This window comes from Bartonella australis AUST/NH1 (genome assembly GCF_000341355.1).
Classification (GTDB): domain Bacteria; phylum Pseudomonadota; class Alphaproteobacteria; order Rhizobiales; family Rhizobiaceae; genus Bartonella; species Bartonella australis.
Map to the genome: position 1 here is coordinate 1,180,910 of NC_020300.1, position 21,936 is coordinate 1,202,845.

Annotated in this window: 26 protein-coding genes, 1 tRNA gene and 1 pseudogene; 2 read left to right on the top strand and 26 right to left on the bottom strand. The window is 43.0% G+C overall.

The window, feature by feature from the left end; genetic code table 11:
* Positions 1-35 precede the first annotated feature (35 nt).
* A tRNA-Leu gene (locus BANH1_RS05005) sits at positions 36-120 on the top strand.
* Positions 121-602: 482 nt separating this feature from the next.
* Complete coding sequence (locus tag BANH1_RS05015; protein WP_015398315.1) at positions 603-1,109, top strand: hypothetical protein; 507 nt, start codon at positions 603-605, stop codon at positions 1,107-1,109.
* A 117-nt stretch (positions 1,110-1,226) separates the two neighbouring features.
* On the opposite strand, the gene BANH1_RS05020 is transcribed toward BANH1_RS05015, so the two are convergent.
* The 26 genes and pseudogenes from BANH1_RS05020 to BANH1_RS05140 form a co-directional block, all read right to left on the bottom strand.
* Entirely contained in the window at positions 1,227-1,439 is a 213-nt protein-coding gene (locus BANH1_RS05020) for a type II toxin-antitoxin system Y4mF family antitoxin (protein WP_015398316.1), read from the bottom strand.
* A gap of 79 nt (positions 1,440-1,518) precedes the next feature.
* Positions 1,519-2,823 carry a class I SAM-dependent methyltransferase gene (locus BANH1_RS05025; RefSeq protein ID WP_015398317.1) on the bottom strand — a complete coding sequence of 435 codons (1,305 nt, stop codon included), beginning with the start codon at positions 2,821-2,823 and terminating at the stop codon, positions 1,519-1,521.
* Between the two features lie 315 nt (positions 2,824-3,138).
* Entirely contained in the window at positions 3,139-3,429 is a 291-nt protein-coding gene (locus BANH1_RS05030) for a hypothetical protein (RefSeq protein ID WP_144050545.1), read from the bottom strand.
* Positions 3,426-4,169 (bottom strand): phage antirepressor Ant, encoded by a 744-nt coding sequence (locus BANH1_RS05035; protein ID WP_015398318.1) that lies wholly within the window; start codon positions 4,167-4,169, stop codon positions 3,426-3,428. Before BANH1_RS05035 ends, BANH1_RS05030 begins: the two co-directional genes overlap by 4 nt.
* 323 nt (positions 4,170-4,492) lie before the next feature.
* Positions 4,493-4,771, bottom strand: a pseudogene (locus tag BANH1_RS05040) (antA/AntB antirepressor family protein); the annotation flags it as partial.
* Positions 4,772-5,127: 356 nt separating this feature from the next.
* The gene (locus BANH1_RS05045) at positions 5,128-5,691 is read right to left on the bottom strand and encodes a hypothetical protein (RefSeq protein WP_015398319.1); all 564 of its coding nucleotides are present in this window, start codon (positions 5,689-5,691) and stop codon (positions 5,128-5,130) included.
* A gap of 226 nt (positions 5,692-5,917) precedes the next feature.
* Entirely contained in the window at positions 5,918-6,136 is a 219-nt protein-coding gene (locus BANH1_RS05050) for a hypothetical protein (protein WP_015398320.1), read from the bottom strand.
* Positions 6,136-6,813: a lysozyme gene (locus tag BANH1_RS05055; RefSeq protein ID WP_015398321.1), complete on the bottom strand. Its 678-nt coding sequence runs from the start codon at positions 6,811-6,813 to the stop codon at positions 6,136-6,138. The genes BANH1_RS05050 and BANH1_RS05055 overlap by 1 nt, the downstream gene beginning before the upstream one ends.
* A gap of 58 nt (positions 6,814-6,871) precedes the next feature.
* The gene (locus tag BANH1_RS05060; RefSeq protein WP_015398322.1) at positions 6,872-8,176 is read right to left on the bottom strand and encodes a phage late control D family protein; all 1,305 of its coding nucleotides are present in this window, start codon (positions 8,174-8,176) and stop codon (positions 6,872-6,874) included.
* Positions 8,173-8,397, bottom strand: a complete 225-nt coding sequence (locus tag BANH1_RS05065) for a tail protein X (protein ID WP_015397646.1) — start codon at positions 8,395-8,397, stop codon at positions 8,173-8,175. Before BANH1_RS05065 ends, BANH1_RS05060 begins: the two co-directional genes overlap by 4 nt.
* Positions 8,397-8,774, bottom strand: a complete 378-nt coding sequence (locus BANH1_RS05070) for a phage tail protein (RefSeq protein ID WP_015397645.1) — start codon at positions 8,772-8,774, stop codon at positions 8,397-8,399. Before BANH1_RS05070 ends, BANH1_RS05065 begins: the two co-directional genes overlap by 1 nt.
* 5 nt (positions 8,775-8,779) lie before the next feature.
* A complete protein-coding gene (locus tag BANH1_RS05075; RefSeq protein WP_015398323.1) occupies positions 8,780-10,663 on the bottom strand; it encodes a phage tail tape measure protein in 1,884 nt (627 codons plus the stop codon).
* Entirely contained in the window at positions 10,660-10,731 is a 72-nt protein-coding gene (locus BANH1_RS07550; RefSeq protein WP_083878138.1) for a hypothetical protein, read from the bottom strand. The genes BANH1_RS05075 and BANH1_RS07550 overlap by 4 nt, the downstream gene beginning before the upstream one ends.
* 38 nt (positions 10,732-10,769) lie before the next feature.
* A complete protein-coding gene (locus tag BANH1_RS05080) occupies positions 10,770-11,057 on the bottom strand; it encodes a phage tail assembly protein (RefSeq protein ID WP_015397643.1) in 288 nt (95 codons plus the stop codon).
* A gap of 2 nt (positions 11,058-11,059) precedes the next feature.
* Entirely contained in the window at positions 11,060-11,566 is a 507-nt protein-coding gene (locus tag BANH1_RS05085; protein WP_015398324.1) for a phage major tail tube protein, read from the bottom strand.
* Positions 11,566-12,957, bottom strand: coding sequence for a phage tail sheath subtilisin-like domain-containing protein (locus BANH1_RS05090; protein ID WP_015398325.1), 1,392 nt, complete (start codon positions 12,955-12,957; stop codon positions 11,566-11,568). The genes BANH1_RS05085 and BANH1_RS05090 overlap by 1 nt, the downstream gene beginning before the upstream one ends.
* A gap of 255 nt (positions 12,958-13,212) precedes the next feature.
* Positions 13,213-13,539, bottom strand: a complete 327-nt coding sequence (locus BANH1_RS05095; RefSeq protein WP_015398326.1) for a HigA family addiction module antitoxin — start codon at positions 13,537-13,539, stop codon at positions 13,213-13,215.
* Between the two features lie 24 nt (positions 13,540-13,563).
* Positions 13,564-13,839 (bottom strand): type II toxin-antitoxin system RelE/ParE family toxin, encoded by a 276-nt coding sequence (locus BANH1_RS05100; RefSeq protein ID WP_015398327.1) that lies wholly within the window; start codon positions 13,837-13,839, stop codon positions 13,564-13,566.
* Between the two features lie 182 nt (positions 13,840-14,021).
* Positions 14,022-14,942: a Bgr_08870 family protein gene (locus BANH1_RS07230; RefSeq protein ID WP_015398328.1), complete on the bottom strand. Its 921-nt coding sequence runs from the start codon at positions 14,940-14,942 to the stop codon at positions 14,022-14,024.
* 13 nt (positions 14,943-14,955) lie between these two features.
* On the bottom strand, positions 14,956-18,108 hold the full coding sequence (locus BANH1_RS05110) for a DUF4815 domain-containing protein (protein WP_015398329.1): 3,153 nt from the start codon (positions 18,106-18,108) through the stop codon (positions 14,956-14,958).
* 1 nt (position 18,109) lies between these two features.
* Positions 18,110-19,219: a phage tail protein gene (locus BANH1_RS05115; RefSeq protein WP_015398330.1), complete on the bottom strand. Its 1,110-nt coding sequence runs from the start codon at positions 19,217-19,219 to the stop codon at positions 18,110-18,112.
* Positions 19,219-20,046 carry a baseplate J/gp47 family protein gene (locus BANH1_RS05120; RefSeq protein ID WP_015398331.1) on the bottom strand — a complete coding sequence of 276 codons (828 nt, stop codon included), beginning with the start codon at positions 20,044-20,046 and terminating at the stop codon, positions 19,219-19,221. Before BANH1_RS05120 ends, BANH1_RS05115 begins: the two co-directional genes overlap by 1 nt.
* On the bottom strand, positions 20,043-20,384 hold the full coding sequence (locus tag BANH1_RS05125) for a GPW/gp25 family protein (protein ID WP_041583040.1): 342 nt from the start codon (positions 20,382-20,384) through the stop codon (positions 20,043-20,045). The genes BANH1_RS05120 and BANH1_RS05125 overlap by 4 nt, the downstream gene beginning before the upstream one ends.
* A complete protein-coding gene (locus tag BANH1_RS05130; protein WP_015398333.1) occupies positions 20,381-21,070 on the bottom strand; it encodes a phage baseplate assembly protein V in 690 nt (229 codons plus the stop codon). The genes BANH1_RS05125 and BANH1_RS05130 overlap by 4 nt, the downstream gene beginning before the upstream one ends.
* On the bottom strand, positions 21,063-21,590 hold the full coding sequence (locus tag BANH1_RS05135; RefSeq protein ID WP_015398334.1) for a hypothetical protein: 528 nt from the start codon (positions 21,588-21,590) through the stop codon (positions 21,063-21,065). Before BANH1_RS05135 ends, BANH1_RS05130 begins: the two co-directional genes overlap by 8 nt.
* A complete protein-coding gene (locus BANH1_RS05140) occupies positions 21,568-21,936 on the bottom strand; it encodes a head-tail joining protein (protein WP_015398335.1) in 369 nt (122 codons plus the stop codon). Before BANH1_RS05140 ends, BANH1_RS05135 begins: the two co-directional genes overlap by 23 nt.

Genomic DNA, 21,936 nt, shown 5'->3' on the forward strand with positions numbered 1-21,936 from the left:
ACAGGGTTATTTCTCAAGCTTAGATGAATTTCGCTGCCCAGATGGCGGAATTGGTAGACGCGCAGGTTTCAGGTACCTGTACCGCGAGGTGTGGAGGTTCGAGTCCTCTTCTGGGCACCAAAGCGCTTTTTTAAGGCCTTTTGGAGACCTTTTTGTACCTTTTTTTAAGATGTGGAAACACGTCACGGGTTTTGTTGTGCCCTTTTTCAGGAAGTGATAGGATCAAAGTTTCAGAAGCCATCTTTTGATATGAGTGAGGCAGTTATCAATTGCATCAATGAACTGTGATATCCCAAGCGTGAATGCTAGAAGACATAATATAATCCATTTTAACATCCACGTAAGCAGCTTGAATTTTTCGTAATGACCTAAAAAATCAAGTAAGAGCCTGAACTCTTTTTCATTGAGCTTTTGGATATCTTTTTCGCGAGTGATTCTCTCCTTCTCTTCCATGCATCACCTCATAAAAAAAGCCCCCAAAATGGAGGCCGGTGTTGATATAATTAATTATAAATTTATCCGTCAGTTAGTTTTATTATTAAACGTTACTAGCGCGATATTCTAGCTTAAGAAATTTCACATAAAATAGATTGGAGATCTTGATGAAGAAAATTCATAAAATTATTTCCCGTTTCATCCTGCTAGCTTCCGCTTTTGCAGCTTTTCTCCTTAAGGCACAGATGACTGATATAACAGTACAAACTCTTATGATGTTCTTCTTTACCACACTCATCTTCTACATGATCTCGATCGCCATTTTATATAATTCATCCTACCTCAAAAGCGTGCATAAGTACGTAGATAAAAAGTTGCAGAAACGCGGCACATATATTCTAAAATCTTATTTGCTTACCAGTGGCCGTTTGTCCATTTTTTCTATTACATCGATTATTCTTTTTACGGCATTCGCAACCAAAGATACTAGTGGCGTATTAAACACGAAGATTCCCCCGTTAACTGTACCTTTAACAAATACAGCACTGGACTTGAATCTATTGTTAAGCTCCGGCCTATTTGGAAGTGCCGTGCTCAACATTTTTTACATGCTGCTTTTGATGAACGCCATTATTAACGGTATGGTTGAAGAGGCCAAAGGAAAGGCCGCCTAAATCATTCACCCCAAATTTGGGGAGAGCTGCCGTGCTCGATCAAAATTGTACGGATTTCCCGGAAAACCTCTGTCTGCTCAAAATTGGGCCGACAGCTATAAACATCTAATTTGTGCCTCACAATATCTCATCATCGACTTGAACCGTGAGGCCCAGCATCTGAATAATCACTAAAACTTTACCGATATGGCAAGATTCTTTCCCTTGTTCTAATTCGCGAATAAAACGCACCCCAACACCACTTACACCCGCCAGTTGCTTTTGCGTTAGCCCTTGCATTTTTCGTGTTTGCCGAACAAGGCTTCCTAATCTTTGAACTGTCTCGTCCATTAACTTTCAACTCGTGCTCATTTCATAAAAAGGCCGTTTAAATAGGCCTCGTCAAATTTGGGGAGAGCTGATGACTCAATTAGGTTTTTTGCATAATGAGGACATATTCGTTCTTCATTGAACCAGGCATACGTTTGCTTGGAATGTTTCTTTCTAGAAGATGGACTTTCCTTAAACCTAGTCTTTCCAAAAACTCTTTTACAATCTTATCCAGGGGGATGCTGACCGAACTGATAGATCTATTCCCAAGAGTAAACATCATGAATCCACCATGACTAAGCGTCTTTACAATCCTTTGTAAGGATAAAAATAAATCATAAGCGAACATAATAAGCTTCCGCTCTCCCCTTTTGGCTTTCTGAATAAGCAAGGTGGTGATTTTTTTAAGACTAGGTGATTGTTCTTCTACCCAAAAGCGGCGTAAATCCCACTCCCCTAATTTACCTCCCAAACTCACGCTATCTATCGCCGATTGAGAGCAAATCAAATTGTCATCAAAGGACGCACCTATATCCTCTAAATTTATAAACTGTAGCGGTAAATAGGAATATTGCCCATAGGTGATGGTCGTTGCATTGTCCCCGTAAGGTGGAGATGTAATAACCAAATCCGCTTTAACAGTCTCAGGTAAATGACGCACATCCTGGATATATAATTCATTTTTCAGTGATAGCTCATCTTGTTTTACATATCCATTCTCGCTCAGCTCACTCCAAAATTTTACTTTAAGCTTAATATTGAGAGTGCATTTTTTAATAAAATCACGAAAAATATCCTCGGCTGTGTAAAGCGATTTGTCTTTTCGGATATGAAGCTTGTAGGTAGAAAGGCGGGTATTACTATATTTGCGAATAATATCCACCATGGCAATCCATAAAAACCGCCTGCACCAGACTAACTCTTGTTGATTTATGAAATGGCGTATTTTTGATAAGGCCTTGAGGGCATCTTCATCAAACCATTTGTCCGCTCCCTTAAAGCAGCATAGATCAAATGACACATTTTCTTTCTGCAAATTTTGCTCAATATCTTGAATGATCTTCTCGATCTTACTTTGATCAAAAAAGTCCGCTTTAGATTTGCAACAAAGAATAGCCAGGGGATTTACATCTGTCCCGATAAAATTCTTTCCTCTCAAAAGGGCCTCTGCCAAAACCGTACCTGAACCGACAAAGGGATCATAGATTGTTTCGATTTTGGGATTTACCTGCAGCAGAAGATCAATCAATTCCGCCTGCATTTGCGGGACCATCATAGCAGGATAAGCCATGAGAGCATGACAATGCTCACGCCGCGACCGCCTCCCTTTAAAATCCCAATAATCCTCGTTTCGAGCAGAGATTGATTCAAACTTCTCTGCAACAGAATGGTCCGGTCTGTGCATGAAATAATCTTCCTTAGGGGCACGTTTGCATGTTCGTTATTATCGCACAAAAATGCAATAATAATCAATAAGTTAAAAGATTTTTCCCACTAGATTTCCACCCACAAATCCTGGCTCTGTGGGTATTATGTTTTAAGATTTGACGGGTTGAGAAGAGGCATTTACTCGTGATTTTAAAATGAACCCGTTCGGTACTATTTTATCAAAAATGGGGGTGTTTTTAGTGAATTCGTCCCGTTCGGGTTCATTTCATAAAAGCCGGTTTAAATAGATGCCCCCAAATGGGGGCCGGTGTTGATATAATTGATTATGAACTTATGCGCACTTCTTGATCTGTACGCTCTTCTCAAGCTGTAAGCTCTCTAAAATAGGGTAACAACGCGATATCAATTCACCATTGCCATAGGTCGTATCTGCAAAAAGGAGTTTCATTAAATCATCAGCAGGCGAATCTTCACTAACAACTCCCCTCATTTTAGTTACGACGTTGTTCATAGCTTTTTGGATATCAACAAACAAATCATCGTATAGGCGGGCAACTTTGCGACATTCATCTAAATATTCGCACAAAGTAAAGAGTTCATCTATTCTCTTTTTACTCATCATACGGCCTCCCTCAGCGTTGAATTTCCCGAAAGAATCTCCGATAAACGTGCCAGCCCCTTTGAAGTAACACGTGCCTGAACAGCGATCTTCTCACTTCCGTCACCACGGCTAATAACTTTCGTAGGACAATCCATGAGGCCTGACTGTATCTTCTCCTGGTAAGGGATATAGGCAGTATTCCCCATGCGCCTGTAGATCCATTTATTCTGCGACAGATAGGCGAATAGATCTCTCGGTCTCATCTCTAAGGCTTTAGCAGCATTAGTGATACACATGGTACCATCTGCCCTGGTTAAGTGCTCATAGGCTGCAACCTTGGGCTCTTGCTCTTTAACCTTGCTTTCCAAGGCAATAACTTTTTCAACATTATTCAAGAGCAAAGTCTTTAGATGGTTTGGGTCGTTTAAAATCTCCTGGACATTTGTAGGAGCCGTGGCCCGACGTTCACACTCAATGAAGTATTGTCGTGCTTGCCTGCCCTTCTTGTTGCGTTCAACCATGGATAACTCTTTCGCCATATTTAGTGAGAGGTGATATTCCTTCTGTTTTCCACCGCTTACTAAATTTTTAGTAAGCGTTACAAAGTCCCGGTTTTCAACGAATCCAAAGTCATTAATGCGGTTTTTAATCCAATCATTAAAGCGGCTTGTTACCCCTAAAAATGCGTGTAAGTCGCGCGCATTTACCGTTTGAACAGTCTCCTGCCCAATTTGTTTTTCATTAATTGTAATGAGAGTCATCGTGTACTCCTGTGAAGTTAAATGTTTTTGATGAAGACAACCTAGAAGGCTGTCGGGCGCTCAAAAACACGGTTCACAGTCCGTCGTTACGCTTTTCCCATAAGGGTATTGTATGGCGTAACCACACCCGACAAAGACTACTAATGCACGAAACTGCGCACAGAGTCAAAATCATCGCGGAAGAAAGTTTATCGGAACTCACCCGCTGTGAACTTAAAGTGTTTTTGAAGCACTTGTCTTCAAAAAAACATGTTTAAAAAAAATTGTCAATAAGTGTTTTGAGAAATTTGTGAGTGCGTAAAAACGCCGAGAAGCGATGCTTACTTGCCCTTCTTGTTGCGTTCAACCATGGATAGCTCTTTTGCCATATTTAGTGCGAGGTGATATTCCACGCTCGGACGGCCTCCTGAAGGTTTCGCTAAAATTTTAGCGAAACTGATAAAGTCTTGATTTTCTTTAAAATTATATTCATGAATGCGGTTTTTAATCCAATCTCTAAAATTGGAACTCACTTCCAAGAACGCATGCAGATCACGCGCATTTACCGTTTGAACAGTCTCCTGCCCAAGCGTTTGCTCTGATATTGTAATGAGATTAGCCATAATAGGCCTCCTTGTTGTTTAATATAGTTTCTTATTGAGGCACCTCGAAAGGTTGCCGGGTGCTAAGAAACACGGCAACAAGCCCGTCGTTACGCTTTCCCCATAAGGGTATTGTATGGCGTAACCACACCCGACAAGACTATTAATGCACGAAAGCGCGCAAAGAGTCAAAATCATCGCGGAAGAAAGTTTATCGGAACTCACCCGCTTGTTGCTACGGTGTTTCTTACGCACCTTCTCTTAAGGAATCACACTAGAAAATATTTGTCAATAAGTATTTTGAGGAAAGTGCTCTCAAATTTGAGGAGAGCTGCCGTGCTCATTAAGCTTAATTTATCTTTATACACTTCAATCCTTCATGAGGTTTTAGAAATAAGATCTTCGTAAAATAATATTTCCGAGCGCAATTCTCCAACAACGTGATTAGTGCCCGGTTCTTTTATTTGTGCTGTGCTGAAATAACCGTTGCGGCCGGAAAATTTTATCCAATGCGATAATCGGTTGGGGTTCAAAGTCGAGCCGATTAAATAGCCGTAAAATTGCTGGAGCTTACCGTTAGACTTTGCCAGCAATAATTGGGAATATTCCATTAAATCAGCAACGTGATTATCCATTGAAACGCCGGGGGCCTTAAACTCTACGATGACGGCAGCACCTTCCTTGTTTAAAATTGCTATATCAGGCCTTTTTAAATTATTTTCTTCCACGTTTCCTTTAAATCTTCGTAACAGCTCTTCCATCCTCTCGTCTATGTCTTGCTCAAAAAAAGGACTATTATCAGGAAGTCTAATTGACGAAAGCGCTTTATCCGAGGCTATATAATCATAATACTGGTATTCTTCATTCAATAGCCAAATATCATGCTCTGACGTTTCATCACTATCTTTCTTCTCTGCAAGAGAATGCTCTTGTCTATGCATGGGATAATCTTCCTTAGGGGTGCGTTTACACGTTCGTTATTATCGCACAAAAATGCAATAATAATCAATAAGTTAAAAGATTTTTTCACTAGATTTCCACCCACAAATCCTGGCTCCCTGGGTGTTATGCTTTAAGATTTGGCGGGCTAAGGAGAGGCTCATATCAGCCACATCCCTTGATGTTGAATAAATCGGAAACCACCCTATGCAAGACGAAGACGGCACTCTATTTGTCGCGCACCCATTTAAGCAGATTAGAGCGCACGCTATTATCGTCCATTTGATCAATTTCATGATCAACCTCCAGTCTTATTTGCGCGGCCTTTAAATCAGCCTGGCTTTGTCTATCCCGCTCTTTCTCCCGTCCAAGCTTAAAGATCTTGAAGAAGGCCATAAAAAAAGCGGCTAATGCCGCACCCATCATCAGCAGATAGTTTTTCACCATTATGCTTCCTTCAAGCGCTTCATCGTGGCCCACAATCCGAACCCAACACCTGCAAGCGTCAAGGCTAAAAACGCATAGCGCATTATATCCAGATTACCGATAAAAGGCTCTAGCTGGTGAGCTGCCTCAGAACATGTAGATCCCAAAAGCCCTAAACCCGCAACGATGGCCGATTTCCCCTCACCTGTCTTATGGAAACGTTGACGTTCAGGTTCTGCACACTCAACACATTGTGATGCGATAAAGGAGCCCTTAGACCACAAACCTATTTCCGCAGCACGGCGATTGATTAAGCCTTGCGATCTTTTTCCAGAGCAATATACCCAACGATTGAGCTGTCCGGGCACACAGTCGTAATCACCTTGATTGAGCTTCTTAACCAGGGTAGATTCTTTGAAAGCAGCTACACCAATATTGAACGCAAAGGAAACAAGGGCGGCAAACTGGTTGTCATTCAAGTCCACCTTGACTGCTTCATGAACAGCCCGCTCAAAGCCTATGAGATCCTTTTTTAAAAGCACATCAGCTTGCTTAGCCGTGATCGTCTCCCCCGCTTTAACATTCTCTGTATGGCCGTAACCAATGGTCCAAACTCCTCCAATATCCTGGTAGGATTCAAGCCGTAAACCTTCCCACCTCTTGAGAGCTTCAATGCCGTCTTTATTGATTTTTCGCATAAATACCTCCTGCCGTAGCTTAGCCATTAAAGTGGACTTTCATTTTTAGAATGCCCCCTCATATATCGCCTTCTTCCATGTGAATGACGCCCTCGCCTTCATCATAAGATGCATCTGGCGGAGCATTTGGGTCGATAGTATCATCCTTATCTGGCATCGTATTTGCTACATTTCCTGCAGCATCTTCCTGCGCTTTATCAAAAAGCTCGCAGTCTATTCTCGTTGTATATCCGCCCGTTCTATCGAGTTTGTGTTTGACACTTTTTATACACCACTCAGCAGGAATGTAAGGCCGAAATGGTGGCTCCTGTACAAGTTTTGCTTCTGCTTGAACAAAGGGATCACCGCCAATATCGCACGAAAAAGATGACTTCCCTCGTGATGACTTATTGCGGTAAGCGGCGATTGCTGCAACCGCTTCTGATTGATTATGATAGGTGTATTTTAATTCATGAAAAGGCGGGTTACCAACTTTGACTTCCTTTTTTTCACCACTGCGTATATCATGATAAGTTGCGGTAACGCCGCCCTTTTTTTCTTCCTCTTGCTTTTCAGGTTCTTTGACTGTCGTTTCTGGTTCAGGTGGGTCCGGCATGTCCTTTTCATCCATGTGAATGAAATCCCCACCATCATCAATCTCTTCGGGTTCTCGTATATCCGCCGCGGCTTTTTGGTCGTCTCCGGCATCTGTTTCTAAGCCATTTGCGGCACCAGCTTCATCACGCGCACTATATTTAAAATCCCAAGAGGTGCATAATTTTTCATGAATAACCACGACAGGAAGTGTTTCACCAGTTATAGCTTTGCCTTCACCACGTTTAGCGAGAACAAGTTTGCCATTAACGGGCTTTGCGACAGCATCATATTCCCCCGCAAGACGCGCTGCAAAAGCCATATCGCTTTCAGCAGTTTGGTCTATGTGACGGACAACAATTTTTGCAAGAGTAGGATCAACTTTTGGCGTATAGCCGTTGCGCTGTGCTATCTCCTGGATGATATTCCCTAATGTTTGCTGGTGATAAGATTGGCTTTTTGGCGTCCTATAAGACGTGTTCATGGATGCCGCGCGTCCTGTAACACTTAAATTTCGTGGTGGACTACTAACAGATATCTCATCAATCAAATAGGCTCCCATATTGCGTATTTTGCCACCCTCATATCCAAGTGTCACAGAAATGATTGTCCCTATTAAAGGGATATCGAGCGAGCCGTTATCACTGTCCCGTACACGGTCATCAAGCTCTATGGTGATACGATCACTTTTGTTCTCTGCCTCATCGGTGATTTCAATCGACAACACATAATTCATTAAGCTTCTTGTGATGTCTTCTCCATTTGCTGTAACCGTGCAAAAAGGTTTCATTGCCTGCTGCCCCAAATTCTGATCACTGGCATCGCTTTGGGATAAGGCAGGACAGGTAAGAGGATAGTGATGCCCGCTTCTAAGATTGGCCCATATTCTGCAAGTCCAAAATTAGCCGCATAGACGCGCTCAACAGCAAGCGCTTGCTGACCTTTGGTATAATATTTCCAGCAAATGGCATCAACCATATCGCCTTCTTTGGTCACATAAAGATCACTCATTAATCTTCACCATATTCTTTTAAATGCACGGTAAATTCTTGTTTCTTGGGAAGGCCATTTTGATGAAAAACGCTCTGCGTTTCGCTCACGGAAAGGATGACAAATTTGCCTAAAATCAGGCCCTGACCCGTCACCAGGATGTGAGGTCCCCCATGCGCCATGTGCCGCAAATATTCTAGCTGTCCATAACCGCCTTTGAAATCTGGATAAATCACGCCTGTTAAAGAAAATTCCACATTTGCAGCAGCAGGCAATTGAAGTGCCGTTTTTCGTCCCAATCGCCCTTGCTCAACCCACGGGACCTCGTAAGACATATCAAGTGTTTGATAGGCTGCTGTTTCAATCGAAAAAATAAAACACCCTAAAGCCAGCATCATGGTATTTAGTCCGAAAGGCTGGAGGCTATAGCTAAGCGTTGTTGCTTAGCATGGCGTTCAAATGCTCGGTTAACCGCCGCGTGGATTTCTTCCGTGGAACCATTTCCCCCCGAAATATTTAAATTTGTAATGGTTATAGAAGCGTCTATTTCTGCTGATCTATGGACCCTAATAGGTTCAGGAGCCTTAAAGGATCCAACTTTTACATTTGTTGCCTCCCCGTATTCTGTTTTGACTTCACCTGGATGGAAACCATTATCGCTTTTTCCAGACGGAGTGCTCGTAACAACTGCCCTATCAACCATTCTTTTTGCGCGCGCATTAGTTTCATCGGTGAAGGTTTTCAGAGTTTCCGTTGAAGTTTTATTGATCGTGACGTTAAAACCTAACTTTTCTTTTATCCAATTGGGCATCCAACTCGTTAATTTGTTAACGCTATCGCTGAACCAATTGCACAGAGCATTCCATTTGCTTTTCATGCCTTCCCATAATCCCGCAATGAGATTAGAGCCTGCTTCGATTAAATTGTGCTCCAGCAACCACTTAACCAATGCGTTGATTTTTTTGGCTATCCAATAGAGTGGTGAAAAATCTTTAAAGAGAGTTATTAATTCATCAAAAACGTTACTGCATAAGCCGACAAAAGAATCCCATAATTTTCCTATAAAGCCTGCGACCCTATCCCAGTTTTTGTAGAGCAGATACCCAGCCCCCACAAGCAATGCAATGCCCCCAATTATCCAACCGATAGGGGTGGTCATAATAGCGACACCTAGCGAAACGACTGCTTCCCCAACCACAATTAAAGACGCAATGAGCGGGCCCACAATGAAAGCGCTAAGCGCAACGAGACCAACCTTAAAGAGTGTTATTTCACCGATCAGTGGCTCCATCCACCGAAACCAGGCTTTAATGCTTTCCGTGATATCGCTGATACCCCTTCTCAAATCAGAAGCGGGATTAAGCAAATCCAGCATAAATTGCTTCAGGGTTTTTGCCCATTCAGAAGCGGTTGTTTGAATGAGATCGCGGTTTTCATCAATCAATTTTGAAAAGATATCAATCATGTCATTGAGCACGGGCATGAAACGTGAACCAATGAAATTAGCGACACCACCTATTTTTTTCTTAAAAGCCCCAAGCTTATCACTTAAATCTGCTGCATAGTGCGCGACATCTGCACCTATTAGCCACTTTCCTTTGCGCGCCTTCGCGAATAGTTCTTTGAAGGGCTCCATGCCTTGCGAGAGCATAGCAGCCATTTCTTTGCCATCACCACCAAATAGTAGAGCTGCGATGTGTTGCCTTTGTGCTTGATTTTTCATTTTACTCATCTTGTCAATAATTTCTTCCAACAAGGCTGAGTTTGATTTGAGCTGTCCCGAGGCATTTTTGACAGAAATGCCAAGTGCCTTAAACCCCATAACACCTCTTCTTTGTCCAGAGAAAGCTTGTGCAGAACGCCTATTCAAAGTTGCCAAGGACTGCTGAAAGAGTTCACCGGAATATCCTGAACGATCAGCAGCATCACTCCATAATTGAAGCGCTGCGACACTCATACCTAGGTGCCGCGACGCGTGATGAAGGCTATCCCCCATATGTATGGTTTTCATGGTAATGGCACTTAAGCTTGCCACAAGGCCACCACCAGCCAGCCCTAAAGCTCCGGACAAAATCGAAGCACGTTTTGCCACCGTGCTGAGGGCACCTTGAACACCTTGCAGACTTTTGGTCATATTTTTTACCGCAGCAGAAAAACGGTGAACACCCAATTTATGCGATATCTTCTTTGAAAGGACATCAAATTCCTTTTGAAGACGCTTGATAGGTGCAGTGAGCCCGTCTTCTAAAGACAGTTTTACTTTTGCATCTGCAACTTTTTTGCTCATTTTGTTTTATGCCTTTCTGCTGCTAGATTACGCCAAAAAATTAACTCTTTTGGCTCCATTTCCATCATGTCTGAAAGCGGCCAATGAAAAACGATGGCGATATCGGCTATGAGTTTTGCGGCGGTTTCCCAGTCGAGGATGCCCGCCGTTTGATAAAAGATTCAAGAATTTCTCCAATGCCCGATAAGTCATCGATATCGAGTTCGCTGATAGCCTCATAAGGCCACCCAGAAAGGCGTGTGATCATAGCAATCGTTTGCTCTACGCCTTCCTTCTTATCAATCGCTTGCAAATCCTTTGCTTTTGGACGACGCAAAGTAATCTCACTATGTTCTTTTCCTTCAAATTCAACAGGCATGAATAATTGATACGTAACGCTTGATTGTGATGCCATTTTTATATTCCTAAAAATTTTCTATGCTTTGCTAATTGATCAACACCATTGAATTTTCTCACCATGTTGATGGCGTCTATCTCGACAATTTCGACGTCTTTCTGGACATATTTAAAGTAATTCAATGCGAATGTTGCCGTAGATGTATTTTTGCCTCCTGGTTGCCATTCTGCCATTTCGAAACCTTTGCAAAGTCCTCTCATGGTGATGACAACACCTTCCGCTGCTGCACCTTGCGCTTGCACGGAACCTCGTAATGAGATGTCTACATCAGGACGTCCTAATTGCGTCATAAGCTCTGGAGAGCAATCAGAAATGGTCATGGCGAGTGTCAAAACTTCGAGACCCATATCAATCTCAATGGGCACATCCATGCCGCCTCCTCGGTAACTTTCAACGGTAAAATTCAAATTCGGGGGGGTTACACTTTCGCATTTGGCCTGATATGGAATGCCATCGACATAAATATTAAAATATTTCAGAACTCTTGGTAAAACGGGTACGGCCATTAAAAGATCTCCTCTAAATAATCACTGACGATTTGTGAACGGAATGTGATATGTTCTGCCGGTGTTGTTGGTGTGAATTCCACGTTGAAATAGACTTTGCCACTTTCAAGAGCGCTAGCTGTGTTCAGTTCTGGATCGGGAGCGCAATGCCCACCAAGAATGGCGCCTTGTGCTTTTAAATCGCGTAAGTAAGCATTGACGCTTTCACTCACATCGTTCATGTAGGTTTTTTTGATATTGCGATCGACTGCCCATAGATGCCCGCGTAAAACGGCATCATTGATCATATCCGCAGTTCTCACCACCGATAAAAAAGCAAATTTTGCGTCACTTGAAAGTGTGCGGTTGCCCCATAGGCGATAACCGTTTTCCCGGATAATAGTCGTGATATTTTGTTCGTTAAGAAGATTGGCGCGGCTAGAGCTGTCACCGATAGAAAAATCAATCGGGCGTGCTATACCAACAATCCCATTGATTACTTTATTTGAAGGGGAATGCCAAAAACCATTTGCAGCGTCAGTTTTGGCAATGACACCTGCAACTGCTGCACTCGCCGGTTCTTCTAAGATTTTGCCATTTCGATTAACCTTCACAAAGGGATCAATGAGAATGACACGTTTTGAATCAAAATCTTGTGCCGCAGCAAGAGCTGCTTCATCTGTCGTGTTTGGTGCATCAATCACCACAATAGCACGCAGACGTTCTGCAATACCGATGAGTTCTGCTGCCACAGGATTAGACGTTATACTGGTTTCAGCCTTGGCGGTAGCACCAGTCCCGTCACCTTCAATGGTTACAATTGGAGCAGTTTGATAATCAAAGCTATTTTTCTTTATGACGATAGACGTCACTTTCCCATCCGTAAGGATCGCTTCTGCTTCTATATCACCGGCAATCTTAACTGTCGCCTGGGTGTAACCACTCCCTTGGTTTGTAACATCAATCTTGTTAATGCTAAGAGGACGCTTATGGGTAAAGCCTGGAGCGATCAGGATGCGTGGTGTTTGCCCCACAAGGGATTGTGCTCCAATCAAAGCGTGAACGCCTTCATAAGAACCATTTGCGTCCACACCACCCAGAATATTCGTCAATGTTGCGCTCTCATCGTCGCCTTCCTTTACCCGTACGACAACAACAACAGCTCCCACTTGCTTGAAAATCAGGTCAAGAGCATTGGGCAAAGTGCCGCGTCTCTTGCCTGTTTTATCAAGTTTGGCTGCTTGTGAAAGAGAACCTGATATCAAAACCGGTGTGTTGAGAGGAAAGGCTAGCTCGTCTGCATCCGGTGCTGTGCCGACAATGCCGATAACCGCTGATTGAACCGCGCGAAGGGGACGCGTGGCATCATCAACCTCGACGACTTCAACGCCGTGTAAAAAATCTGTCGCCATGCTTTATGCTCCTTTAAAATGGTTGGATGATTTTAAGATTAATGGGGGGTGAAAAACTCATTATACTTCCCGCCGATTCATATAATGAGTTAATAGAATCCCGTTCCGCTATAGAACCTCTCGTCTATGCAGATGCCTCAAAGGATATATGAGATGATTTAGATTGTGCTTTAGATGATAGTTGGAATGGCGATGAAAATATCTAAAGTCGGCGCTATCGTCCGATATGATTATTTGCTTCTGATAAGCAAATTTCTAGCGGCTACGTTCTATTTGCGCGTCCACCCTACCAACCGTTAATGTTGGAATGGAAGAAACATCAATATCTCGTAATGCATGCCATGTGTCATAATTTGCCTGCAACTGTAACCATAAAGCTGGTCCATTGCCCAAAAGTTTGCCGATACGTGCAGCTGTAGCCGCTGTAACAGGACGTGCCCCCTTAAGAATGCCATGCAAATGTTGGCGTGATATTTGAAGAATTCGAGCAATTTCTGTTTTACTTATATCTAGATTTTCTAAAGCTTCAGCTAAAATCTCTCCTGGATGAGAAGGGCAACGTTCGGGATTGCGTGTAGTCATAGGTAAAAACTCCTTCTGAAGAACTTAATGATATTGCTCTAAATCAACATGAATTGCATGACCATCAATAAATTCAAAAGTAATGCACCACGGTCCATTGACGTGGATAGTATAACGAGCTGGATTAAATCCCCTAAGCATATGAAAATCATAGCCCGGTATATTAACGTCGCTTACTTGAGAAGCGGCTTCAAGAGTATCAAGACGGCGAATGATACGCTTATGGAGCCTACTATCAATCTTGCTCTTTCCTGTCTCCCAAAGAGATTGCAAGTCTTTATTTTTAAATGTTTTGATCATAGCAACTCAATGGCTTCATTTTAAGTAGAATGTAATGTAATAAGTGACAACTGTCAACAAAAATGTTACTATCGAAACAATATGATGTAATTGATACTGTAAAAATTAAAGACATTGCAGAAATGAACCTGAGACCCATGCGTCCTGAGCAAGATTCATCAAAAAGCATTTATCCGAAAATCTCATGCCTTTATGGCGTAAATAACTGTCGCATTCACAGGCCGCGTTTCTGCTCCGCCTGTTGAAGAAATGGTTGCCCTGTGCGTATGCACACCAGCAGATTCTGTCATACGTGATCCCGTTTGCCTCTTATAACGAGGATTCCTTTGACCAATATCCGAAGCACCTGTATCAACTTCACTATACCAAAATTTGTGTGCATGCCCGCCCGCTGCATCAATGGTGCAATTATGCGTGTGCGACCTTATGCTATCTGGCTGATATTTAGCAAATTCTCTCTCTTGATCTAGACCACGACCATTATCAAAGCCACGTAAAAACACCCCTCTGAAATCAGGAACTTTAAAGGTTGTATCACTGTCTTTTCCCCATTGATCCCCTATTGCCTTGAATAATCGCGGATAATCTGTACGTTTATAAGTTGCGCCATCGCATAAAAGCCAGCCGCTTGGCACTGTCTTCATGGCAAATGTGGCAATGAATCCAGAGGGGAAAATTTCCTTTATTTCTCGCTCAATTTCATCGTGGAGCTCCTGATAAGAATCCTTAAGCCCAATAATATCTTCTGCTTTGTGTTGATGTTCTCCTAAGAGTGAAATAGCGCTACCAAAGGTAAAATGATCATCATTTAATTTATATAAAACATAATTATTCGCCGCATCCCTAGCGCCTTCTACATCACTTAAATCAGCAAATGAAAAAGTCTTATCTGCTGCCATTTTATTCTTGAGAGCTGTCTCAAGTCCCACGACATCTTCCATCGCGTGGAGATGCTGTGAAGATGCTTTGCTATCCGCCTTTTCATCAATATCGTCAATCGCCTGATCAATCTTTACTAAATTTTCACGCAAGATCGGAAATTCAGAACTGATAAAACGACCTTCTTTTGGTAGTTCCATATTTAACTTTTTTGTTTTTTCCATTATTTTACTCCAATTATAAGATGCTTGCGCCAAAATCACACACCATGGATCGTGCCGCGGGGCCACCGGTAAGCGTGAGTTTTAAGCGCACTTGTTTTGCTGTTTTATCCTCACTGACAAATTTATGTTCCATCCAAAGCGGCTCGGGGAGTTGTTCTGTCTCATCTAATTTCAGAGGAGCAAAATCTCCGTCATCCAGCTGGATCTCCATAGTGAGTGCGGCCCCTCCTGGTAAAAAACTTTTAATATAGCTGATGAGCCTCGACTTTTCGCCAAAGGCAAAAGCGCGGGTGATGTAAGTTGCTGTTTTGTGGATTCTTCCTGCAACCAATTGGACAGGAGCAAAGAGCACAGGCGAGAGCTTCTCTGTGCCTTTGAGAATAACACGCAGTTGGATTTTTTCACTGATATATTCAGTAAGGTTAAGCAACTGAAATGGCAAAAGTTGATAAATTGTGCCGTTGTTACGCTCAATTTCAAACACAACAGAACACTCACTTGAAGGCAATTCAATCGCTGCGCGGACTTGCAGATCAGAGCATTCAACGAGATCAAATTCGCCTAAATCGATAATTTTTTCTGTTTGTGTATAGCGCGCGGCCAATATACGAAATGTCAAGGCCTCATCTTGATGAGCTGTCCATGTCCGCGCATTAACAGAAGAAAAACGCGGCCCTGTCACATAAGGATGGCTTGCAACATATCTTTGATTTTGTTCATCGAAGCCTCCAAGTTTGGCTAAAGAAACAGCATGGTTAGCATCGTCTGTCTTAATGACGAAAGCTGTTAAGCGATCATCCGGAACGATTAATGGTACATCATAGCGTGCTTGCGCCCAACCTGTTTGTGCTTCTTTCATAGAATATAAGGTTTGTGCTTGAATATCGGATGTGGGATAGCCGTTTTCTGTGGAGACTAAATCGATCACCAAATCATTGGCAGGATTGCCGATTTTGCAAAGATGAAAATCTACCCCTGTTATTTGTCGTGTTTCATCCGGTGTGAAGACTTGCGCCTGAGGATCGGATTTTGTCCATATATGCACCGTTGTTGTACGCCGCATCACTTTTACATCAATCACACCTTGACCAGTAAAAAGACCTGTTGCGGTCGTCCCGCCTTTTCCCCGTGCCACAACATTTTTTGTTCCTGCGGTGATTTTTTCAGGAATTTTAAATGTGCCTTCCATGACCCCTTTGGCATCCGCAATCAGGCTATTTTCTGGCGCAACATCCACACCATCAAAGGTGAGGCTTTCTAAAACTTCTCCTTTGGCAAAGCCTTCAATTTTAAAGCTAAGCTCTATTCTCCTTAAGAAATCGGTTTGCTCTTGGTGCGTACTCACCAATTCATCTTTTGTTTCTGTCGACCAGAAACCAATGTAACGAACGCGATGATGCTGACCTATGTTCAGTTGATTGGTCGTTCCGGAAAGCCAATCAGTGCGTTGCACATGCCAAAAATCTGTTGCTGGAGTAAGGGTCAGCGTCCCCGGCAAAGAAGCAAAATTTTGATAAGGATTTATTTTTTCGCAAGCTGTCGTCAACTCTTGTGCGATGATGACTTCATTTTCCCAATCAAGAGTTACAGGGAACTGTAAAGAAGTGTAGTAAAAGGTCGGCTCAATAGCGAGCTGTAGAACACCACTGCCTATAGCAGCTGTTTGCGGAAAACCTTCATCTCTATAATTATCGTCGAGGAAAGGATCAGCAAACATGCCTTTCTTGGCAACAGGCTCTTTGGAATCGATGTTGCTTTTAATCTTCTCTAACTGCATGAGCCTATCAAGGGAAAGAACACGCTGAAAATAGCGCCACATTTCATCATAGGGAGCAACACGTGTGCCATCATTTTTTACAATAGGCACGTCCCTCCAATTATTTGTAATCGTTGCAAGGGATAACACATCTTCAGGAATGCTGGGCGCCATAGGCTGATCTGCTGAGATGCCTTTTATATAGACCACATTGCCTTGCGCATTCAGCCCTATGCGATCAATACGCGGCAATTTATAGGTATAACTGACAATAATGTCACCGCCCTGCGCACCATCTGATACGGTAATCTCCTGGTCCGTCACTTGATCGGCAGTTATTTGTGCGCGATAACGATAAGTAACCGTGTAGATACTGCCTGGTAGCGGTTCATCACCGACGGGTGCCCAATCAATCGTGTCGCCTGTTTTTTTAAAATCAATGCCTTCTTTAAACTCTTTGTTACCTTGAACAATTTTGACGAAAGATGTGATGCTTTTATCCGGGACGCCATCACGTCCTGATGCAAGCGCACCGCGTGTTACATTGACCGTTTTTTCCTTTGTGAGCAAAAGAGAATGAATATTCGCGATGGGAGAATAATAGGTTTTAAAAGTAAAGTTCGCTTCGTCTTCTTTCGTTGAAAAGATATGGGTTTCACTGGGAACCAGGCCTTCAGAAAAGTCTTCTGCTTCTTCATATCTCAAAGCAGCAAGCCGTTTGCGCTTAAAGCCGTTAATATTGGCTTCCCCTTCTTGAATGCTGAACAGTTGATTGTGTCCATCTTTGCCTAGTGCTGTGACGCGACAGCCACTCACAATATAGTGGCCATGCGCGCGGTCATAGGTCGCAATGGCTTGTATGGCGGGTTCAAGCAATGAGGGAGATTTTTGATCAATCAAGACACCATCCTGGAGAACATAAACCGGAAAGAAAGTGCCTTCTTGTTGATCGTCTTTCAGTGCCCAAACAAGTTTCGCGACTTCCCGTGCTGCTCCTGGTTCACCTTCAGCCAATGTGCCTGGAATTTGCCCCAAAAGCCCTGGATCATCCTCGTGCGTAATCCACCTCTTCTGAAGTTTTACGCCAATTTCCGTACGGCCAACCATAGAAACATTGTCTAAAATGGCTTCTGAAACTGGAAAAATATCCCCTGCGATATAAATCTTGCCATCCGTCAAAGTGACAGTTTGGCTATCTTTGTCAACAAAAGCATCAGCGCGTTCAACCCGGTCACCTTCTTTGGCCACAAGACGTCCTAAGCGATCATGGCGCCCTCGGATAATGGTCTGAACCTCATTGAGTTCACCACTTTGAATAAAGGATCGTTCTCCGTAAAATACAACACTTTGTTGTTCATCTTTGCCGATAGATCTATCAATTGCAAATGGCAAACCACTTTCATGCTTCATGCTAAAACCTCAATAAAATCTTGAATTGTTCACGAATGTCGGCTCGTAAAGGAATGTTCACAGGTGTTTTGATGATCTCTACGCCACCTATGAGTTCATCAGGTTTGAGCCATAATTTCCCAGGGGGGACATTTTTTGCTACAGATGCATGAACTAAAAGAGAAACGAAAGCAGCTTGTTGGCTGTCAACATCGTGAAACTCTGTGCGTGCCCCGAGCAAAACCATAGTGCTCGCCGTCATGGAAGGATTAAATCTTTTGCCTGAATGGCTATAAACACCGTCCAACGTTTGTTCTACAGCTTGTATAATATTGCATCTTCGGTAGCCAATCAGTGCATTCTTTGCGTCTGTCAATGCGAAATAAAGGGTGCGATTTTGAAACCACAACGCCATCAGCATATCGCGCTCATGCTTTTTGACTGAACACCACGGAAAATTCACCAATTCCCATGGATAATTGATATCTTCCCAATTTAATTCATCATCAATATCATCTATCCAATTCCCAATGAGAGTGCCTTCTTTTTTGGTTAAAATATGATTTATCTCTGTCCTGCGTCCAAAGGAAAACAAAGTGCTTCCATCTGTTACCCGAACACCACTTTCGCTCTCTAGCATACTATGATCGAGCCTTGACATATCGCTCTCAACAGCTTCAACATCGTAGCCATAAACACCACGACGAAAATCAGATCGCAAACTTTTGGAAAGATCCGTGATAGCTTCAATTGTCTTAAGGCGGCTTCGTCCAGGTAATTGATTGAAATGAAGCTGAAATGAATTCCACCATACACGTCCTGTCCACGCTGCTGTAAAGCGCGCTGACATTTTTATCCATGAAAGCCCCAGATCAACTGCCGCAAGAGATCCGCGTACCTGCTGCCATTTGGGACCAGTATCAATCAAATCATAGGGGTTTGCGATATAAGGAGTGAGCTCACCAAGTCCGTATTCCTCAATTAACCACGGTAGAAAGCCGGGAGGACGTGTGGTGAGCTTTGCATGTGAGATCCCCGAAATTGAAGCACTAACATCTCGATGAAAGTCGCAAACATCGGCAAGGCGCTTTTCAAATGCCGTCGCATTGGTCGGAAGCATAGACCCAGACACTAGCGTGCACGCCCTCTCAAATTTAAGGTAATTTTGCCAATCGATAACACTTCTTCAGCACAAACAGCATATTCTTGTGTTGGCTCAACAGCGATAATTTTCTGTACACCAGGGATCATCAATTTTGAGACCCACCAGGAGAGGCTCAATTCACGACCGAGCGCTTGCTCTTGTTTCCAAGCAGCCCGTAAATTTGCTTCCATTTGATTTAAAACCACCAGTGCCGTTTCTGGTAACAGCCAAACATCAGCTTTTAAGTCTACAACTTTTGCTACAGCGGCATGCACAATAATCGTATCGTTGGTCATGATTACATTTTTATTGTGAAGCGCTTGTGAGACTTTTTCCAAGAGCTCGGGGTTTGCTGTTTCTTCTTCATTGTTGCCAAAAAGAGCAACATGAATGGTTGGGTCTTTGCCTTTCCGATAAACAATAGCGTCCTTCACACGGCTATCTGCTGACAGAGCAATAAATTTATAATAAGGCTCTGTGCCGCTGCCTTTGCCACTGCGTGCGTAAAGCTTTATGCGTTCACGATATCTCTCATCACTTTCGCCGTCCATTCGTTGAACACCATGCCAATCCCCCAAAGCATCCAGAGAAGAGCCTATCGCGAAATCAAGAAGGCTGTTGCGTGCCGCTTCATTAATACGCTGTCTTAAAAGCAGTTCTCGGTAGCTAAAAACTTCAATGACTTTGACTGCAGGATCGCTTTCTAGAAGTGTATAGTCAGGCAACAGCCCTTTTAAATGAGCAAGAGCGGCCGCGCGAATTTCTTCAAAAGACAGTTCTGAGATAATCTCAGGTTTAGGCAGGACTTCTTTCATTGGATAATTAATCCTTCCATGGTAATAGGCTTTCCCGATGGCAAATAAATTCCCGCGAAGGACAAAGAAATTTTCCCAGCTTCGACCCAATCAAAATCAATCTTTTTCAGTTTAAAACGCGGTTCCCATTGATCCAAAGCTTCTGCAATAGCCGCATAAAGGGCGACGGCAAAAGCATCATTCATCGGTGCATCAATCAGCTCAGCAACGCGTGAACCATAATCACGTCGCATGACCCGCGTCCCAATCCGCGTCGATAAAATATCAATCATCGATTGGCGTAAATGATCAATACTGGATAAGGGCTTCCCCGTCATCCGGTCCATTCCCATGTTCAATTTGGACCTCCTGTCATAGAGCCACCAGGGGAAACACCTTTATGAACATGTGTTGCCCCTACATTTGTGCCATTATGCTTTAATCCGCTTGAGTGGATGGAGGTATCATTCCCTGAATGAAGAGAGATACTATCACTTGAAGTGAGTGAAATTTCGCCCCCTGCTTTTAGGGCAATGTCTCCCTTGGCGTTTAAATTAAGATCACTTTCCGAAATAAGCTTTATGCCCTCCGGAGCCCTCAGTTCTAACCTAGTGCCATCACCTTTTATCGATACGCCATCAGAAATTGTGAGAATGAACTTTCCTCCTGATTTTATTGTAAGGGCATAAATGTTTTGTTCATCGTCATATGCGACTGTTGAGCCATCGGGATATATGGTTTGGTGAATATTACCTCTATCAGCAGCTTGATTGCTATCGGTATGAATGGAGCCGACAATCACTCCTTGAGATAAATCGCCTGATGAAGAAACAACAATAACCTGCTCTCCAACGTCGCGTCCTTCATAAGAACGCGTTTTTCCGGCACGAGCTTGTGTATCCGGAATCCAGTCACTGATAAGGTTGCCACTTTTCACTCGATAGCGTGCATTTTTATGATCTACATGGCTGATCTTTCCCACCATAACCATATTTGCTACGCGCCTTTTTAAATCGGTGATTTCTTTATCGCGCCGTTCAAACATGAGTATCCTCGATTTTCGTATATTTCTCTTCGTTTTTTATCCCTGTCTCGGGTTCGAAGCCTGTAAAAGGCTCAACAATTCCTATCTTTCCTTCTTCTTCATTCCCGTTGGGAAACGTTACATAAGTAACTTCAAAGGTTAAAATTGCACCATGGAGTGCCGAGGAGCCATTATCACCAAATGCCATTGCAATATCGTGGAGACGACAAGTCTCTACCGTGTCGCTGAGATTGGGATTGGCATGAAAAATCTTTTCAACTTCCCACGCCAATTGATCAACGCAGCGTGCACCCCCCCCTCCTGTTGCGTAACATTCAACATCAACTGTTAAAACACGCCGCCTTAATCCATAATCATGCCCATCTTCGATCCTTTCGCTTTGCGTTGAAATGTTGATCGACGGCATTATCTCAACGAAAAAATTGAAATCGCGCATATTAAAAACATTGTCGCCAGCAGCTGTGTTTGCCGCTTTTATCAAGGCGACAAAGCTTTCTCTAACCGTTTCTCTTGGGTGCATCATCGTTAATGTTACGTAAAATAAGCTTATACATGCCGGATTCTGAAGCTTGTACATTCACTACAGTAAAATGCTCTTGAGCTTCGTTATTTTCGGTGGCTATAACTACGACACTGTCATTAGACTTTGGCGCCACTCCCCCAATATCATTGATACAAATATCAAGTTCTTTTCTTTCGATTGTCGTAGAGATTCTCCCACCAGCTTCTGATTCCGAATATCTGATGCTGTAAATCGCCGTAATATGAAAAGATTGCTGATTATCACTTCGGGTGTAGACGACGGATTGCCCAAAGGTGTTGCGTACATCTTTAATCATTTTGTCGAGCAACCCGCGCCATAGCAT

Bases quoted from the DNA above. Each gene is read 5' to 3' on its own strand.
- BANH1_RS05075 (WP_015398323.1), bottom strand. From the start codon at position 10,663: ATGAGCAAAAAAGTTGCAGATGCAAAAGTAAAACTGTCTTTAGAAGAC.
- BANH1_RS05100 (WP_015398327.1), bottom strand. From the start codon at position 13,839: ATGATCAAAACATTTAAAAATAAAGACTTGCAATCTCTTTGGGAGACA.
- BANH1_RS05140 (WP_015398335.1), bottom strand. From the start codon at position 21,936: ATGCTATGGCGCGGGTTGCTCGACAAAATGATTAAAGATGTACGCAAC.
- BANH1_RS05110 (WP_015398329.1), bottom strand. From the start codon at position 18,108: ATGAAGCATGAAAGTGGTTTGCCATTTGCAATTGATAGATCTATCGGC.
- BANH1_RS05120 (WP_015398331.1), bottom strand. From the start codon at position 20,046: ATGAAAGAAGTCCTGCCTAAACCTGAGATTATCTCAGAACTGTCTTTT.
- BANH1_RS05050 (WP_015398320.1), bottom strand. From the start codon at position 6,136: ATGGTGAAAAACTATCTGCTGATGATGGGTGCGGCATTAGCCGCTTTT.
- BANH1_RS05090 (WP_015398325.1), bottom strand. From the start codon at position 12,957: ATGGCGACAGATTTTTTACACGGCGTTGAAGTCGTCGAGGTTGATGAT.
- BANH1_RS05025 (WP_015398317.1), bottom strand. From the start codon at position 2,823: ATGCACAGACCGGACCATTCTGTTGCAGAGAAGTTTGAATCAATCTCT.
- BANH1_RS05095 (WP_015398326.1), bottom strand. From the start codon at position 13,539: ATGACTACACGCAATCCCGAACGTTGCCCTTCTCATCCAGGAGAGATT.
- BANH1_RS05015 (WP_015398315.1), top strand. From the start codon at position 603: ATGAAGAAAATTCATAAAATTATTTCCCGTTTCATCCTGCTAGCTTCC.
- BANH1_RS05060 (WP_015398322.1), bottom strand. From the start codon at position 8,176: ATGAAACCTTTTTGCACGGTTACAGCAAATGGAGAAGACATCACAAGA.
- BANH1_RS05030 (WP_144050545.1), bottom strand. From the start codon at position 3,429: ATGATGAGTAAAAAGAGAATAGATGAACTCTTTACTTTGTGCGAATAT.
- BANH1_RS05135 (WP_015398334.1), bottom strand. From the start codon at position 21,590: ATGCACCCAAGAGAAACGGTTAGAGAAAGCTTTGTCGCCTTGATAAAA.
- BANH1_RS05020 (WP_015398316.1), bottom strand. From the start codon at position 1,439: ATGGACGAGACAGTTCAAAGATTAGGAAGCCTTGTTCGGCAAACACGA.
- BANH1_RS05070 (WP_015397645.1), bottom strand. From the start codon at position 8,774: ATGATGCTGGCTTTAGGGTGTTTTATTTTTTCGATTGAAACAGCAGCC.
- BANH1_RS05130 (WP_015398333.1), bottom strand. From the start codon at position 21,070: ATGTTTGAACGGCGCGATAAAGAAATCACCGATTTAAAAAGGCGCGTA.
- BANH1_RS05055 (WP_015398321.1), bottom strand. From the start codon at position 6,813: ATGCGAAAAATCAATAAAGACGGCATTGAAGCTCTCAAGAGGTGGGAA.
- BANH1_RS05045 (WP_015398319.1), bottom strand. From the start codon at position 5,691: ATGCATAGACAAGAGCATTCTCTTGCAGAGAAGAAAGATAGTGATGAA.
- BANH1_RS05080 (WP_015397643.1), bottom strand. From the start codon at position 11,057: ATGGCATCACAATCAAGCGTTACGTATCAATTATTCATGCCTGTTGAA.
- BANH1_RS05085 (WP_015398324.1), bottom strand. From the start codon at position 11,566: ATGGCCGTACCCGTTTTACCAAGAGTTCTGAAATATTTTAATATTTAT.
- BANH1_RS05065 (WP_015397646.1), bottom strand. From the start codon at position 8,397: ATGAGTGATCTTTATGTGACCAAAGAAGGCGATATGGTTGATGCCATT.
- BANH1_RS07230 (WP_015398328.1), bottom strand. From the start codon at position 14,942: ATGGAAAAAACAAAAAAGTTAAATATGGAACTACCAAAAGAAGGTCGT.
- BANH1_RS05035 (WP_015398318.1), bottom strand. From the start codon at position 4,169: ATGACTCTCATTACAATTAATGAAAAACAAATTGGGCAGGAGACTGTT.